This window comes from Halobacterium sp. KA-4, assembly GCF_021028995.1.
In the GTDB taxonomy this organism is placed as follows: Archaea; Halobacteriota; Halobacteria; order Halobacteriales; family Halobacteriaceae; genus Halobacterium.
On the sequence record NZ_JAJJZG010000006.1, the window covers coordinates 130,275 to 144,652 of the forward strand.

The 14,378-nt window shown below is 70.3% G+C and carries 13 protein-coding genes and 1 pseudogene; 11 read left to right on the top strand and 3 right to left on the bottom strand.

Annotated features, from left to right (window positions below; genetic code table 11):
* Position 1 precedes the first annotated feature (1 nt).
* Genes cbiG through LPA44_RS08430 form a run of 8 tightly spaced genes read left to right on the top strand, consistent with a single transcriptional unit; the run spans position 2 to position 6,557 of the window.
* The gene (cbiG, locus tag LPA44_RS08395; protein WP_230889129.1) at positions 2-976 is read left to right on the top strand and encodes a cobalt-precorrin 5A hydrolase; all 975 of its coding nucleotides are present in this window, start codon (positions 2-4) and stop codon (positions 974-976) included.
* Positions 973-1,833: a precorrin-3B C(17)-methyltransferase gene (locus LPA44_RS08400; RefSeq protein WP_230889130.1), complete on the top strand. Its 861-nt coding sequence runs from the start codon at positions 973-975 to the stop codon at positions 1,831-1,833. Before cbiG ends, LPA44_RS08400 begins: the two co-directional genes overlap by 4 nt.
* Entirely contained in the window at positions 1,833-2,795 is a 963-nt protein-coding gene (cobJ, locus tag LPA44_RS08405; protein ID WP_230889131.1) for a precorrin-3B C(17)-methyltransferase, read from the top strand. The genes LPA44_RS08400 and cobJ overlap by 1 nt, the downstream gene beginning before the upstream one ends.
* Positions 2,795-3,070, top strand: a complete 276-nt coding sequence (locus tag LPA44_RS08410; protein ID WP_230889132.1) for a ferredoxin — start codon at positions 2,795-2,797, stop codon at positions 3,068-3,070. The genes cobJ and LPA44_RS08410 overlap by 1 nt, the downstream gene beginning before the upstream one ends.
* Positions 3,067-3,765: a cobalamin biosynthesis protein gene (locus LPA44_RS08415; protein WP_230889133.1), complete on the top strand. Its 699-nt coding sequence runs from the start codon at positions 3,067-3,069 to the stop codon at positions 3,763-3,765. Before LPA44_RS08410 ends, LPA44_RS08415 begins: the two co-directional genes overlap by 4 nt.
* Positions 3,762-4,985 (top strand): CbiX/SirB N-terminal domain-containing protein, encoded by a 1,224-nt coding sequence (locus tag LPA44_RS08420; protein WP_230889134.1) that lies wholly within the window; start codon positions 3,762-3,764, stop codon positions 4,983-4,985. The genes LPA44_RS08415 and LPA44_RS08420 overlap by 4 nt, the downstream gene beginning before the upstream one ends.
* A complete protein-coding gene (locus tag LPA44_RS08425; RefSeq protein WP_230889135.1) occupies positions 4,982-5,353 on the top strand; it encodes a DUF3209 family protein in 372 nt (123 codons plus the stop codon). The genes LPA44_RS08420 and LPA44_RS08425 overlap by 4 nt, the downstream gene beginning before the upstream one ends.
* Entirely contained in the window at positions 5,331-6,557 is a 1,227-nt protein-coding gene (locus tag LPA44_RS08430; RefSeq protein WP_230889136.1) for an outer membrane protein assembly factor BamB family protein, read from the top strand. The genes LPA44_RS08425 and LPA44_RS08430 overlap by 23 nt, the downstream gene beginning before the upstream one ends.
* Before the next feature lie 8 nt (positions 6,558-6,565).
* Here LPA44_RS08430 and LPA44_RS08435 read toward each other — a convergent pair whose 3' ends face one another.
* Positions 6,566-7,282, bottom strand: coding sequence for a HoxN/HupN/NixA family nickel/cobalt transporter (locus LPA44_RS08435; RefSeq protein WP_230889137.1), 717 nt, complete (start codon positions 7,280-7,282; stop codon positions 6,566-6,568).
* Positions 7,283-7,350: 68 nt separating this feature from the next.
* Positions 7,351-8,790: pseudogene (locus LPA44_RS08440) on the bottom strand (ATP-binding protein); the annotation flags it as partial.
* A gap of 34 nt (positions 8,791-8,824) precedes the next feature.
* Between LPA44_RS08440 and cobN the strand changes: the two are divergent.
* From cobN to LPA44_RS08455, 3 genes are read left to right on the top strand one after another with little or no spacing between them, the layout of a single operon-like run.
* On the top strand, positions 8,825-12,709 hold the full coding sequence (gene cobN / locus LPA44_RS08445) for a cobaltochelatase subunit CobN (RefSeq protein WP_230889139.1): 3,885 nt from the start codon (positions 8,825-8,827) through the stop codon (positions 12,707-12,709).
* Positions 12,699-13,394, top strand: a complete 696-nt coding sequence (locus LPA44_RS08450) for a precorrin-8X methylmutase (RefSeq protein WP_230889140.1) — start codon at positions 12,699-12,701, stop codon at positions 13,392-13,394. Before cobN ends, LPA44_RS08450 begins: the two co-directional genes overlap by 11 nt.
* Positions 13,391-14,140, top strand: a complete 750-nt coding sequence (locus LPA44_RS08455) for a cobalt-precorrin-7 (C(5))-methyltransferase (RefSeq protein WP_230889141.1) — start codon at positions 13,391-13,393, stop codon at positions 14,138-14,140. Before LPA44_RS08450 ends, LPA44_RS08455 begins: the two co-directional genes overlap by 4 nt.
* Positions 14,141-14,143: 3 nt before the next feature.
* Here LPA44_RS08455 and LPA44_RS08460 read toward each other — a convergent pair whose 3' ends face one another.
* Positions 14,144-14,341, bottom strand: coding sequence for a hypothetical protein (locus tag LPA44_RS08460; protein WP_230889142.1), 198 nt, complete (start codon positions 14,339-14,341; stop codon positions 14,144-14,146).
* Positions 14,342-14,378 lie beyond the last annotated feature (37 nt).

Consider the following 14,378-nt stretch of genomic DNA (forward strand, 5'->3'; position numbering starts at 1 on the left):
CATGAGCACCGACAGCAACGACAGCGACGGTTCTGGAGCGCACTGTTCGACGCCCGACTCCGACGGCGAGGTCGCCGAAGACATCGCCATCGTGGCGTTTGAGCGGAAGATGAGCACCGCCGAGGACATCGTGGCGGGCATCGGCGACCGCTACGACTCCATCGAGATTCTGGAGTACCACGGCGACGTCTTCGAGGAGCACTGGGGCGAGTACGACTGCTTCGTCGGACTGATGGCCTCCGGCATCGCGATGCGCAAGACCGCGGGCCTGCTCGACGACAAGTGGGACGACCCCGCGGTCGTCGTGGTCGACGAGGAACTCACGTGGGCGATTCCACTCACCGGCGGCCACCACGGCGCGAACCAGGTCGCCGACGACCTCGCGTCGATGGGTGCGGTACCGGCCGTGACCACGGCCAGCGAGGCCGCGGGCAAGCAGGGCGTCGAGGAGCGCGCGCGAGCCCTCGACGCGCACGTCGTCAACGGCGACTCCACAGTCGCGACGAATCTCGCGGTCCTCGACGAGAATCTCGGCCCGGTCGCGCGCCTCGACGGCCCCGCGGCCGTGCTCGCCGACGACGACGTCACCGTCCTCAAGCGCAACGGCGACGACGGCGTCGTCCTCGGAACGGGCAGCGTCTCCGGCGCGAAGAAACAGCAGTTCCTCGACGCGTGGGCGGCCAGCCTCGAACCCACGGACTACAACCTCGACGACGTGGAGTTCATCGCGACGGGCACCCGGAAAGCGGACGAAGACGGACTGCTCGCCGCTGCCGAGGAACTCGATTTGGGCGTCGTCTCCTTCGAGAAGGAGACCCTCGAAGACCACGAGGGCCCGACGCCCTCGCGCTCGAAGGAACTCATCGGCTGGCCCGGCATCGCGGAGGCGTCCGCAATCGCGGGCGGCCACGACCACGACCTGCTCGTTGAGAAGGAGCGCTACGACGAGGCCGTGACAGTGGCGGTGGGACGATGAGCGCTGATACATCTACCGACAGCGATGCCGCCACTGCTACCGACACCAGCGACTACGGTACGCTGTACGTCGTCGGCATCGGCCCCGGCCTCCCGGGCGGGATGACTCAGCGCGCGAAGGACGTGGTGCGAACGGCGGACTGCGTGGTCGCGTCGAACCTCTACCAGGAGTTCCTGCGACGCGACGGCACGCTCCCGCCCGAGGACGCCGGCGAGCGTCCCGACCAGGAAATCGTGCGTTCGACGATGGGGCGGCAGGTCGAACTCGCGCGTGAGGCGTTCGAGCGCGTCCGCGACGGCGAGGACGTCGCGCACGTCTCCGGCGGCGACCCGAATGTCTACGGCAAGTCCGACTTGGTCTACCTGATGGCCGAGGAGGACGAGGCGTACGACGTCCCCATCGAAATCGTGCCAGGCGTGACGGCGGCGCTGGGCGGCGCGGCGAACCTCGGTGCGCCGCTGTCGAACGACTTCTGCACCATCTCGCTGTCGGAGAAGTGGCGCGGCTGGGAGGAAATCGAGGAGAAACTCCGCGCGGCCGCCATCAGCGGGTTCGTCGTCGTCCTCTACAACTGCTGGCGGGACTACGAGCGCGCCGTCCAGGTGCTCCGCGAGGAGCGCGCGGACGACGTGCCCGTCGCCATCGTCAACGACGCGGGACGGGGCGACGCCGGCCGGAACACCGAGGGCGAGACGCACACCGTGACGACGCTCGGAGAGGTCGCCGACCACGACGAGAAGGTCGGCGGCATGGGCACCTCGATTCTCGTCGGGAACCACGAGACGGAGGTATGGACCAACGACCACCGCGAACACCTCGTCACCCCGCGCGGCGGGCGTGACGTCGAGGACTTCTGATGAGCACTGACGACACCACCACCGAGACCGACGCATCGACTTCCAACTGTGGCGCAGCGAGCACGACGGACTCGTCCAGCGAGTCGAAGTGCGGCGCGTCCAGCAGCACCGACTCGTCGTCTTCGTCGTGTGGCGCGTCCGAGAGCACCGAGGAGAAGGTTGGCTCGACCGCCGATGACTTCGACGCCGACCCCGGCAAACTCACCGCAGTGGGCCTCGGCCCCGGTCAGCCCAAGGGGATGACTGAGCGGGCGAAGGGCGCGCTCGCGGACGCCGAACACATTGTCGGGTACACGACGTACATCGACCTCATCCCCGACGACATCACCGACGACGCGGAGGCCATCTACGACACGCCGATGTGCGGCGAGGTCTCCCGCACGGAGGAGGCCATCGACCGCGCGCTCGCGGGCAACGACGTCGCCATCGTCGGGAGCGGCGACCCGAACGTCTACGCGCTGGCGGGGCTCGCACTCGAAATCGTGGAGTCGAAGGGTGCGACCGCGTCCGCACTGGACTTCGAGGTCGTGCCGGGCGTCCCCGCAGCCCAGTCTTGTGGGGCGCGGCTCGGCGCACCGCTCGTGAACGACTCCGTGAGCGTCTCGCTGTCGGACCACCTCACGCCGATGCCGGAAATCGAGTCGCGGCTGCACGCCGTCGCCGGCGAGGGGTTCACCATCTCTATCTACAACCCGTGGAGCCGCAAGCGTCGCGAGAACTTCCAGAAGGCCTGCGAGATTCTGCTCGCGCACCGCGACGCGGACACCCCCGTGGGTATCGTCCACGGCGCGGGCCGCGAGGACGAGGAAGTCGAACTCACGACGCTGGGCGAGCTGGAGTCGTACGGCGAGACCGACCTCGTGGACATGACCACGACCGTTGTCGTCGGCAACGAGGACACGTACGTCTTCGACGACCGGATGGTCACCCCGCGCGGCTACGAGACGAAGTACGACTACTGATGTACCGAGTGACAATCGACCGCGACGCCTGCGACGGCGTGTTCGCGTGCCTGACGCGCGACCCGCGGTTCGTCGAGGACGACGACGGCATCGCCACGCTCGACCCGGACGCGGACCCCGCGCCGCCCGAGGATAGCGACGAGGGTACCATCGAGCGAGACGACGAAACGGTGGTCGGAACGTTCGACGACGAGCGCGTCGCGGACGCCGAGGACGCCGCAGCAGCGTGCCCGTTCGACGCCATCACCGTCGAAGCCGTGGAGGGCGAGCCGTGAGTACCGACGAGTCCGACGTGGCCGTGCCGGCGTCCGCGCTCGCCGCGCACCCTGAGACCGCGTACTTCTGGGGGTACGTCGCGGGCGCGGGGGAACTCGGCGACGCCTGCGTGACCGTCGAGACGAGCGACGAGGCCGTCGCCGACAAACTCGCAGCCATCGCCGGCGGCGAGCGCACCGGCCACCACGTCGAGGAACGCGAGTACGCCCACGACACGTCGATTACGCGCCGCGAGGACGAGTACACCGTGCAGGTGTTCGGCGGGCTCGCGGCCCGCGCGGCGGCCGCGTTCGGCCTGCCCATTTCGGGCGACGCGGGCGGCTACCGGCTGGACGCGCTCGCCGACCACGACCGCCAACTCCTCCGCGGACTCGTCGAAGCCTGCGGCACGGTCTGCTTCAAGTCCTCGTCGGGCACCGTGGGGCTCTCGTTCGTCCACGACGACCGCGCGCTCCTCGACACGATTCAGTCGCTCCTCGACGACGCGCCCGTGGACGCGCCGTACGGCGAATTGGCCGACGCCTCCTCGGGCTACTACTTCAGCGTCGAGGACGACGCCGTCCCGGAAGTCGGCGCGTGGCTCTACGAGGGCAGCGAGGCGTCTGGGCTGTTCGCGCCGTCGCGCCGCCGGAAGCTCCGGCGGAGCCTCGAACAGGCTGAAGACGTCGACGTCTCGCTGGAGGTGGGGCCGTGAGCCGCACCGACGAGGCGACGGCCAGCCTGAACGACGAAGCCGTCCTGCTGGTCGGCCACGGCTCGCGCCGTGAAGAGTCCAACGAGCAAGTGCGCACGCTCGCTGCGGACCTCGAAGCGCGGCTGGGCGTACCCGTGGACGCGGGGTTCCTCGAACTCGCGGAGCCGTCGATTGCGGACGCCATCGACGCGCTCGCGCCCGCTGTCTCCAGCATCTCCGTGGTCCACCTGTCGCTGTTCGCCGCCAGCCACGTCAAGAACGACGTGCCCGCGGCGCTCCGGCAGGCGCGCGCCGACCACCCCGACGTGGCCTTCGACAACGGCTCGCATCTCGGCGTCCACCCGGCCATCGTCGACCTGCTGGACGACCGCGCCGCGAGCGTCGAGGCCGACCTCGGCGTCGACCGCGCGAGCGACGACGTGGCGGTCGTGCTGTGCGCTCGCGGGTCCAGCGATCCGGATGCGAACGCCGACGTCCACAAACTCGCTCGCCTGCTCTACGAAGGCCGCGAGTTCTCCCGCGTGGACGCGACGTTTATCGGCGTCACGGAGCCGACACTCGCGGACACGCTCCACGACGTCGCCAAACACCGCCCGGACGCCGTGGTCGTCCTGCCGTACATGCTCGGCGACGGCGTGCTCACGGGCCGCATCCGGGACGGAGCCGCCGACTTTGACGCTGAATACCCCTACGTGGAAGCGGCCTGTGGCGACCCGCTGGGCACGGACCCCCGGCTGCTGGACGTGCTCGGCGACCGCTGGCAAGAAGCCCGCACGGGCAGCGTCGAGATGTCCTGTGACACCTGCAAGTACAAGGTCGAATTGGACGGCTACGAGGAGGACGTCGGCGGCGCGAAGGCGATGCTGCGCGCGCTCGACCACCGCGAAGCCCACGCCGACCGCGAGAACGTCGCCGACGCCCCCCACGCCCACGACGCGCCCGACAAGCACGTCGCCGTCTGCACGAACCAGACGTGCGCGACGGACGGCGCGCCCGCAGTCCTCGAACGCCTCCGGCAAGCCGCCCGGGACGCCGACGGCGGGAACGTGCGCGTCACGCGCTCGTCGTGCCTCGGCCAGTGCGGCGACGGCCCGAACGTCGCCGTCTACCCGGACGGCGTCTGGTACCAGCGCGTCGCCCCCGACGACGCCGACCGCATCGTCGCCTCACACCTCGACCGCGAGCGCATCGTCGCCGACCTCGACTCACAGCTACTATGACCTGCCACGAACTCGAAGCCCTACGACTCGGCCTGATGAACGTCCTCGGCACTACCGACCGGAGCGCCCGCGAGCACGCCGAGAAAGAACTAGAGGGACACCTCGACGGCCCCATCGAAGGGCTGGCGAACGCCGACTCCCTCTCGGAACTCCAGCGCCACCTCGATGCCGCGCTCGTCGACCTCGAAGAGGAGGTCGCCGCGACCGACGAGAGCGACCCCGAGTACGACTACCTCCGTGGCCGCCTCATCGCGGTGCGAGACGCCGAGCGCTCGCTGGCCCGCCTCGCGGACCACGGCGACTCGTTCCTCGACGACCTCGGTGAGACCCACCATTCGCTGCACGATGCCTTCCCGGCAGACGAGTAGCCGCGCGGTCGAGTTAGGGGGCGTCCAACCGAACGGTTCCCGGCAACTCGGCCGCCGGTCGAGCGTCTGTCTCACCGACGACGGCGCCGTCGCCGGCCTCGCTGACGGGACGGTCGCGGCGTTCGACGGCGACCCGACCGAACGGTGGCGAAACGAGGCCGACCACCGAGGGAGCGTCGTCGCGCTCGCACCCTTCGCGGACGGCGTGCTCGCCGGTGAGCGCGGCGTGGACGGCGAGATACGCCTCCACGACGCCGACACTGGCGACGTGCGCTGGCGGTACCGGACCGCAGACGACATCGGCGACCCGGAACGCGAGACGCGGTTCTACCTGCCGTTCGTCGCCGACGCGGTAGTGAGCGACGGCGGGAAGCGCGCGTTCGTCGCTGCGCGCCGCTACGAGCGCGGCCCGGACGGCGGCCGGAACTTCCGGAGCGCAGTCTACGCGTTCGAGGCGGACGGGAGCGTCGCGTGGCGGTTCGCGGCCGACGCGTCGCCGATTAGCCTCGCCGCGGACGGCGACCGCGTGGCCGTCGCGTACAACCGCTGTCCCGGCGACCACGGCGCCGGGCTGGTCGTTCTGGACGCCGACACGGGCGAGGAGCGGCGGCGCTGGGACCCGCCGGGAGGCGGCGACCGGCGCGTCGGCGACGTCGCGCTCGCCCCGGGCGGGTTCGTCGCCGCGAGCCACGCGGACTACCGCGGCTACCGCATCGACGGCGACGGCGTCCGGTGGGCCGTCGACCTCGGGCGGCCGGTCGAGCGCGGCGACGAGACAGTGTACGCGTATCCGAACCACGTCCACGCGACCGGTGCGGGAGCCGTATTCGTCACCGGGAATACCTACCCCGAGGCGGGCCGCGAGACGGACGCCCGCCACCCGAGCGAGCACACCGCGGTCGGGGTGACACCGGACGGCGACGTCGCGTTCGCGGACGAAGTCGGCGGCTTCTCTCACGAGACGGCGATTCACGGTGACCGGCTCGCAGTGCCAGTCGCACAGCACTTCCGCGAGCGCGATGCGTCGAGACACGGCGTCCGCGTCTACGACGTCGAGGGAGGACGCACGGAGTCGTGGAGCGCACCGGGCGTCGTCACGGCCGCAGCAATCGACGCTGACCGCGTCACGGGCGTCGAAGAACCAGTCACGTACCACGACGACGGCGAACAGCGGGGCGCGTACCGGCTCCGGCTGTTCGACTGACCCTGTTTTCAGGCGAGTAACTGCACCGCGAACGCGAGCACGACGACGCTCGCGCAGAGTTCGACCGCGGCGTGGGCGTGCTGGCCGCGCTCGCGCGCTGCCGTGAACACGCCGCCGAGTCCGGTGCCGACGCCGACCATCGTGACGGTCAGCGCGACGCCGTACACCCCGACGCTTGCAGCCGTCGCATCGAGGCCGGCGGTCGGCAGGACGGCGGAGACGAGCGCGAGCATGCTCACCGGCGGCGACAGCGCGAACAGCGAACCGACGACACCGGTGCGGAGGTAGTCGCGGCGCGTCTCGTGGCTGTGACTGTGGAGGTGGGCGTGCGCCCGCGACAGGACGCGCCCGACCAGATTCGAGGCGTCCTCGGGCGACGGCCGCGCGGACCGCCCGCGGAGTCGGCGCGCCCCGGTAATGGCGAGCAGCGCGGCGACGGCGACGAGAATCCCACCGGCCACCAGCGTCCCGCACTCGTCGACGACCGCGGGCACGGTGCTGGCGGCGGTGCCGAGCAGCGTGAGCACGGCGACCCACGCGACCACGACCAGGACGTGCCCGACGGCGAAACTCCCGCCGACGAACGCGGCGTGCGTCCACCGGTCGGTGGCGCTGGTGAGCGCGGAGATGCCGGCTGCGTGGTCGGGTTCGAGCGCGTGCGTCACGCCCAGCACGGCCGCCGCACCGAGCACGCCGAGGCCGGCACCAGCGCCGAGGCCAGCCATCAGTGCTCACCCCCCGCAGTGCGGACGGCGCCGTCGATTCGCTCGGGCGTCAGCGCGTCCAAGGGAACGCGCTCGCCGCCAGCAGCGCGTACCACGTCGTCCACGAGGCTCGCGCGACCGCCGTCCCCGGCGTCCACGACGAGCACTTCCGCGCCGCGGTCGGCCAGCGCGCTCGCGGCGGCCGTCTCCGGCGCGGCACCCGCACCCGGCTCGACCGTCTCCGAGCGCGACTGCCCGGGAACGAGCGGAGCTGCGTCCTCGGCGTCGTCGCCCTCGTCGCTCGATTCGTTCTCGGACTGCTCGGCCTCCGCGGCGTTCCCGCCGCCTCCATGTTCTTCCTCCGAACCACTGGAATCGGGATTTGTCGGTAACTCGTTACTGTGCTCGTCGTCCGGCTCGTAGTCCGCTCCCGAGTCGACCGACTCGTCGTCCGTTTCGGCGTCTGATTCGCCGCTCTCTCCGTCGTGCTCCGCGTCGTCCGTTCCGCCCTCGAAGTGGTCGTCGACGACGTCCTCGGGGTCGGGCGCGTCCTCAAACGGTCGGGACTGGAGGCGGTGCGGGAGCGCGAACTCGGCGGCGCGCTGGACGTCGGCCTCCGTGACAGTAGGGCGGCCGTCGAGCGCGGCGAACGTGCGCGCGGCGCGAGCGGTGGCGACGTCGGCGCGGTGGCCGTCGACGCCCGCGTCCCGGCAGAGTTCGGTAATCTCGCGGACGAGCGACTCCGGAAGGTCCACTTCGGAGAGCAAGTCGCGCGCGCCGAGCAGTCGCTCGCGGACTTCCTCGGTCGCCTCACCGTAGTCGCCGTCGAAGCCGTCGAGCGCGCGCGAGACGATTGCCGCGCGGTCGTCGAGGTCGTCGCTGCCCGCGACGCGCACCTGGAGCGCGAAGCGGTCGCGGAACTGCGGGCGTAGCTCGCCCTCCTCGGGGTTCATCGTCCCAATCAGGGTGAACTCAGCGGGGTGGGTGACGCTGACGCCGTCACGCTCGACGCGATTGACCCCGGAGGCGGCGGCGTCGAGGAGGACGTCGACGAGGTGGTCGTCGAGGAGGTTCACTTCGTCGACGTAGAGGACGCCGCGGTTCGCCCGCGCGAGTAAACCAGGGTTGAACTCGGCGTCGCCGTCGAGCGCGTCCGGGACGGACAGCGACCCGACGACGCGGTCGCGGGACGCACCGAGCGGGAGCGTGACGAACGGAACTGGTCGCGTCTCGACGGGCGGGTCGTCTCGGGTCCGGCAGTCCACGCACTGGCGCTTCGGGTCGTCGGGCGGGCAGCCGTAGGGACAGTCGGCGACGGCGCGCTGGTCGGGGAGGAGGTCGGTAAGCGCTCGCGCCGTCGTGGACTTCGCGGTGCCCTTCTCGCCGGTCGCGAGGAGGCCGTCGAGGGCGTCGTTGGCGGCGACCGCGAGGAGCGCGTCCTTGAGGTCGCGCTGGCCGACGACGGCCGGGAACGGCACACCGGCGCGGCTCGCCTGCGACAGCTTTTTGCCGCTTCCTAATTCAACCATAGTTGTAATACCACAACGTGGGTTTAACATACTTATGCCTGAGATTGCACTCTACACCGCGACCGAGAACGAACTCGGCTCCATCCAGGCGGCCGCCGAGCGCGTCGAGGCGGACCTCCTCGCGCGCTCGGAGAGCGACCTCGACGACGACACCGACGTCGAGGCGTTCGTCGACGCCGCCGCGGACGCCGACGCCGCCGTGTTCTGGCTACACGGTGCCGAGGACAGCATGCCCGGTTACGACCGCGCGACCCGACGACTCGCCGACGAGGGCGTCCCGCTCGTCGTCAAGTCTACGGGCGACGCCTACGCCGTCGAGGACACCACCGTCGCCGCGGAGGACCGCGACGCCGTCTACGAGTACCTCGACCGAGGTGGCACGGCGAACGTCGCCAACTGCGTGCGCTTCCTCGTCGACCGCTACTCGCCGGCCGACCGCCCGCACGACGACCCCGTCGCGCTCCCGACGGAGGGCGTCTACCACCCCGACCACCCGGGCGTCGCGTACGACGAACTCCGCGCGACCTTCGACCCCGACGCGCCGACCGTCGCGGTCTGGTTCTACGAGTCCCACTGGACCCACGAGAACACCCGCTACGTCGACAGCGTCGTCCGGGCCTTAGAGGCGCAGGGCGCGAACGCCCTCCCGATTTTCTGCAATCCCGCGACCGACACGGACGAGCAGGAGGACGCCGAGTGGGTGACCGACGAGTGGCTCCTGGAGAATGGCGAGCCCGTCGTCGACGCCGTGCTCTCCTCGTTCATGTTCTCGCTGTCGATGGACGAGCGCGGCCGCTCGGCCTCCGACGAGGGCGATTCGGCCGAGGACGTGTTCCTCGACCGCCTCGGCGTCCCAGTGCTCCAGACCGTGACGACGATGCGCTCGCGCTCCCGGTACGAGTCCGCGGACACGGGCGTGATGGGGTTCGAACTCGCGCTCTCCGTGGCGCTCCCGGAGTTCGACGGGAACGTCATCACGCACCCGATTTCGGGGAAGGAACGCACCGACGACGACGCGGGCATCGGCACCGCGCCCAAGCAGCACTTCCCCATCGAAGACCGCGTCGACCACGCCGCCAGCCTCGCGGTGAACTGGGCGCGACTGCGCCACCTCGACAACGACGAGAAGCACGTCGCCGTCGTGCTCCACGACTACCCGCCCAGCGACGACGGCATCGGCACCGCGTTCGGCCTCGACACGCCCGAGAGCACGGTCAATCTGCTCGACGAACTGGACGCACGCGGGTACAATCTCGGCGGAAAGACGCCCCCCGAGGGACAGGCGCTCATCGAGCAGTTGACGAGCCAGCTTACGCTGGACGACCGCTGGGTCGCCCCCGAGGACGTCCGTGAACACAGCGTCGACGTGGTTTCGACCGAGGAGTACGCAGACTGGTGGGCGGACGCCGACCCGGAGTTCCGCGAGAACGTGGTCGCGGAGTGGGGCGACCCGCCCGAGCGCCCGTTCGCGATTCCGGGCGTCGAGTACGGGAACGTGCTCGTGACCGTCCAGCCGCCGCGCGGGTTCGGGATGGACCCACAGAAGGTCTACCACGACAGCGACCTCCAGCCGCCCCACGACTACTACGCGTTCTACGCGTGGCTCCGCGAGGACTTCGACGCGGACGCGGTCGTCCACCTCGGCACGCACGGGAGTTTGGAGTGGCTGCCCGGGAAGACCGTCGGTCTCGATTCGGCGAGCGCGCCGGACGCGCTGCTCGGCGACCTGCCGAACGTCTACCCGTACATCGTCAACAACCCCGGCGAGGGCACGCAGGCCAAGCGCCGGTCGTACGCCGCGGTCGTGGACTACCTCACGCCCGTGATGAGCAACGCGGGCACGTACGACGAACTCGCCGAACTCGAAGAACTGGCGTCGCGCTACCGAGAAGCCGGCACTGGCTCGGGCGCCGACAGCGAGGCCCACCTCGCCGAGCGCATCCGCGAGCACGTCGACGACCTCGACCTCGCGGTCGAACTCGGGATCGCGGGCGAAATCTCGGAGAAGGCGGACGTGAGAGGTCCCGAGGAAGCCGGGACGTCGCTGGCAGAAGGCGACGTATCGGGTGACGACGTGGATATCGAGGAACTGGTCGAGCGCGTCCACGAGTACGTGACGGACGTGAAGACCACCCAGATTCGGCTGGGGCTCCACACGATGGGCGAACCCCCGGAAGACGACCGCCTAGTGGAGTATCTCGTCGCGCTCACGCGCCTCGAAAACCCCGGCGCGCCGTCGCTGCGCGAGTCGGTCGCGGGCGTGCTCGGCGTCGACTACGAGACGATGCTCGACTCCCCGGGCGCGTACAACGAGGAACTGGGAATGACGTACGCCGAGGCAGCCGACGCGGTGCACGAGACGAGCGTCGACCTCGTGGAGACGCTGGCCGCAGAAAACTTCGACGTGCCCGCGTCGAACGTCGAAGGCGAAGCCGACGACGAGGTGAACATGAATCTGCTCGTGGTCGACATCGACACGCTCGGCGACGCGCGGGCGAAGTCGGGCGCGCACGACGACCTCCGCGACGTGCTGGAGTTCATCTGCGAGGAGGCCGCGCCGCGGGTGTTCGGCGCGGAGACCGAGATTCCCCAGACGGCGGACGCACTGAACGGCGAGTACGTGGAACCGGGCGGGAGCGGCGCGCCGACGCGCGGCGGCGTCGACCTGCTGCCGACGGGTCGGAACTTCTACACGCTGGACCCGCGGAAGGTGCCCGCGAAGACCGCGTGGGACGTGGGGAAGGAGGTCGCGGACGGCATCGCGGAACGCCACCGCGACGAAGAGAACGAGTACCCCGAGGAGGTCGGCGTGGTCGCGTGGGGGACGCCGACCGTGCGAACGCGCGGGGAGACCATCGCGCAGGTGCTCGGTCTGATGGGCGTCCGCCCGGTGTGGACGGACGCCGGCCGCGTGGACAGCGTGGAGCCGATACCCCTGGAGGAACTCGGCCGCCCCAGAATCGACGTGACGACGCGCGTCTCCGGGCTGTTCCGGGACGCGTTCCCACAGGCTGCGGGCGTGATTCACGACGCCGTCGAGGCGGTCGTCGACCTCGACGAGTCCCACGACCAGAACTACGTGAAGAAGCACGTCGAGGCGGACGCCGCGGAACTCGAAGCGGAGGGCGTCGAGAACCCCGAGCAAGCGGCCAAGCACCGCGTGTTCACGACCCGGCCGGGCGGCTACGGTGCGGGGACGAACAAGGCCGTCGACGAGGGCGAGTGGGAAGACCGCTCGGACCTCGCGGACGTGTACGTCCAGTGGGGCGGCTACGCGATGGGGTCGCGGGGCCGCGTCTCGGAAGCCCACGACGCCTTCGAGCGCCGCCTCGGGAACGTCGACGCCACCGCGAAAATCGAGGATACGATGGAGCAAGACGAGTTCGACTCCTCGGACTGGTACGCGTTCCACGGCGGGTTCATCACTGCCGTCGCGGAGGAGTCCGGCGAGGAGCCCGCCTCCTACGTGGGGGACTCCAGCGACCCCGACAACGTGGACGTCTACACGAACGAGGAGAAGGTCCGGAAGGCGATGCGCGCTCGCGTGCTCAATCCCGAGTGGCTGGACTCGATGGAGGAGCACGGCTACAAGGGCGCAGGCGACCTCTCGTCGACGGTCGACGTGACACTCGGGTGGGACGCCACGACGGGCGTCGTCTCCGACCGTCTCTGGGAAGACGTCGCCGAGCAGTACGCCCTCAACGAGGACCGACAGGAGTGGCTGCGGGACGTGAACCCGTGGGCGCTAGACTCCATCACGGACACGCTCCTGGAGGCCATCGAGCGCGGGCTCTGGGACGCCGACGACGAGACCGCCGAGCGCCTGCGCGACCTGAACCTCCAGGTGGAGGGCGACCTCGAAGCCAAAGCCAGCGAGTCCCCTGCTGCGAGCGCGGAGGTGTCCTCGGATGACGACTGACGGCGACTTCGAGTCGTACGCGGACCTCGGCGCGACGACGGAGAACGCGATGGACATCGCGGAGACGAGCATGGATCGCGTACGCGAACTCGTGCCCGACGAGACGCTCGCGGACCGCGTGCGCCAGAAGTCCGTGCACGCGACCGGCGACCCCGAGTTCCAGCACCTCGTGCGGTTCACGGGGAGCGACGACTCCGAGCCGGTCCGCGCCGGAGCGCGCGCGGTGCTCGACGAGGCCCCCATCGTGACGGACATCACGATGGTGAAGGCGGGAATCACGGGCCGCGGCCACGACTGCGCGGTGCGGAAGGCAATCGGGAACGGCGCCGAGTTGGCGGCCGAGACGGGGATGACCCGCACCGCCGCATCCGTACTCGAACTCGACAAGGAGGGCGTCTACGACGGCGCGATAGCCGTGGTCGGGAACGCGCCGACGGCGGCGCTCGCGCTTGCGGACTGCATCGAGGATGGCACCCGGCCAGCGGTCGTCGTCGCGACGCCCGTCGGCTTCGTGAAGGCCGCGGAGAGCCGACAGCGCCTCCGCGAGGTCGCCGGCGAGCACAGCGTGCCCGCGATTACGAACGTCGGGCGGCGCGGCGGCAGCGGGCTCGCCGCCGGCCTGACGAACGAACTGGTGCACGTCGCCAGCGACGCCCGCGACGGAGACCTCGACCTCGAACAGTGAGCGACGACTACGACCTCGACGCGGGGCCGGACCCGGCGGCGTTCGCGGCCAGCGACCCGGAACCGGCCCGCGAGAACGGCGCCGTCGTGCACGCGGTCGGCGTCGGTCCCGGGAACCCCGAGTTCCTGACGCCGCGCGGCGAGCGTGCGATACGCGAAGTCGACGTCGTCGTCGGGTTCGAGACGGTCGTGGACTTCGTCGCGGACCACACGGACGCCGACCTGTTGACGTGTGGCTACCGCAACGAAGAGGAAACGCTGGCGGCGTTCGCGGAGCGCGTCGCGGCCGGCGAGCGCGGGACGGCGGTGCTGATGGGCGACCCGAACCACTCGGGCTACCAGTTCCTCGGGAAGGTCGAGCGCGCGGTAAAGGTGCCTGTGCGAGTGATTCCGGGCATCTCGTCGCTCCAGGTGGCAGCGAGCCGTGCACGTACGCCGATGGAGGACACCGAGTTCGTCACGCTGCACAAGAGCGGTGACCTCGCGTCCGACCTCGCACGACTCCGCGAGGCCGTGGGCGAGCGCCACCTGCTCGTGCTGCCGAGGCCGTTCGATCTTATGCCTGGGGACGTCGCCGCAGACTTGCTGGACGCGGGCGCGGCTCCCGACTTGCGGGCGCTCGTGCTCGAGCGGCTCACGCACGACGACGAAGAAATCACGCGAACGACACTCGGCGACCTCGCCGAGCACGCCGGCGAGGAGACGCCGTTCTCGGATTTGTCGGTGCTGGCCGTCCGACGGGCGTAGCCGTTAGTCTCGGCCGGCAATCGCTTCGAGCGCGGCGAGCAGCCGCCACGCGAAGTAGCCGACACCGGCCACGAACGCGGGGAGCAAGCCGAGCAGCGGCTGGTGAGCAATCAGCACCGAGTACGCGAACACGGCTACGAGGAGGGCAACGATGGCGACGGTCCACGAGCGTGGGAGGGACGGGGGCGAGTAGTCGGACACACGCCGAGTACCGGGAGAAGAGACATAATAGTTACCG

Coding starts and splice junctions, on each gene's coding strand:
- cbiG (WP_230889129.1), top strand. CDS start 2: ATGAGCACCGACAGCAACGACAGCGACGGTTCTGGAGCGCACTGTTCG.
- LPA44_RS08450 (WP_230889140.1), top strand. CDS start 12,699: ATGACGACTGACGGCGACTTCGAGTCGTACGCGGACCTCGGCGCGACG.
- LPA44_RS08425 (WP_230889135.1), top strand. CDS start 4,982: ATGACCTGCCACGAACTCGAAGCCCTACGACTCGGCCTGATGAACGTC.
- LPA44_RS08410 (WP_230889132.1), top strand. CDS start 2,795: ATGTACCGAGTGACAATCGACCGCGACGCCTGCGACGGCGTGTTCGCG.
- cobJ (WP_230889131.1), top strand. CDS start 1,833: ATGAGCACTGACGACACCACCACCGAGACCGACGCATCGACTTCCAAC.
- LPA44_RS08430 (WP_230889136.1), top strand. CDS start 5,331: ATGCCTTCCCGGCAGACGAGTAGCCGCGCGGTCGAGTTAGGGGGCGTC.
- LPA44_RS08400 (WP_230889130.1), top strand. CDS start 973: ATGAGCGCTGATACATCTACCGACAGCGATGCCGCCACTGCTACCGAC.
- LPA44_RS08435 (WP_230889137.1), bottom strand. CDS start 7,282: ATGGCTGGCCTCGGCGCTGGTGCCGGCCTCGGCGTGCTCGGTGCGGCG.
- cobN (WP_230889139.1), top strand. CDS start 8,825: ATGCCTGAGATTGCACTCTACACCGCGACCGAGAACGAACTCGGCTCC.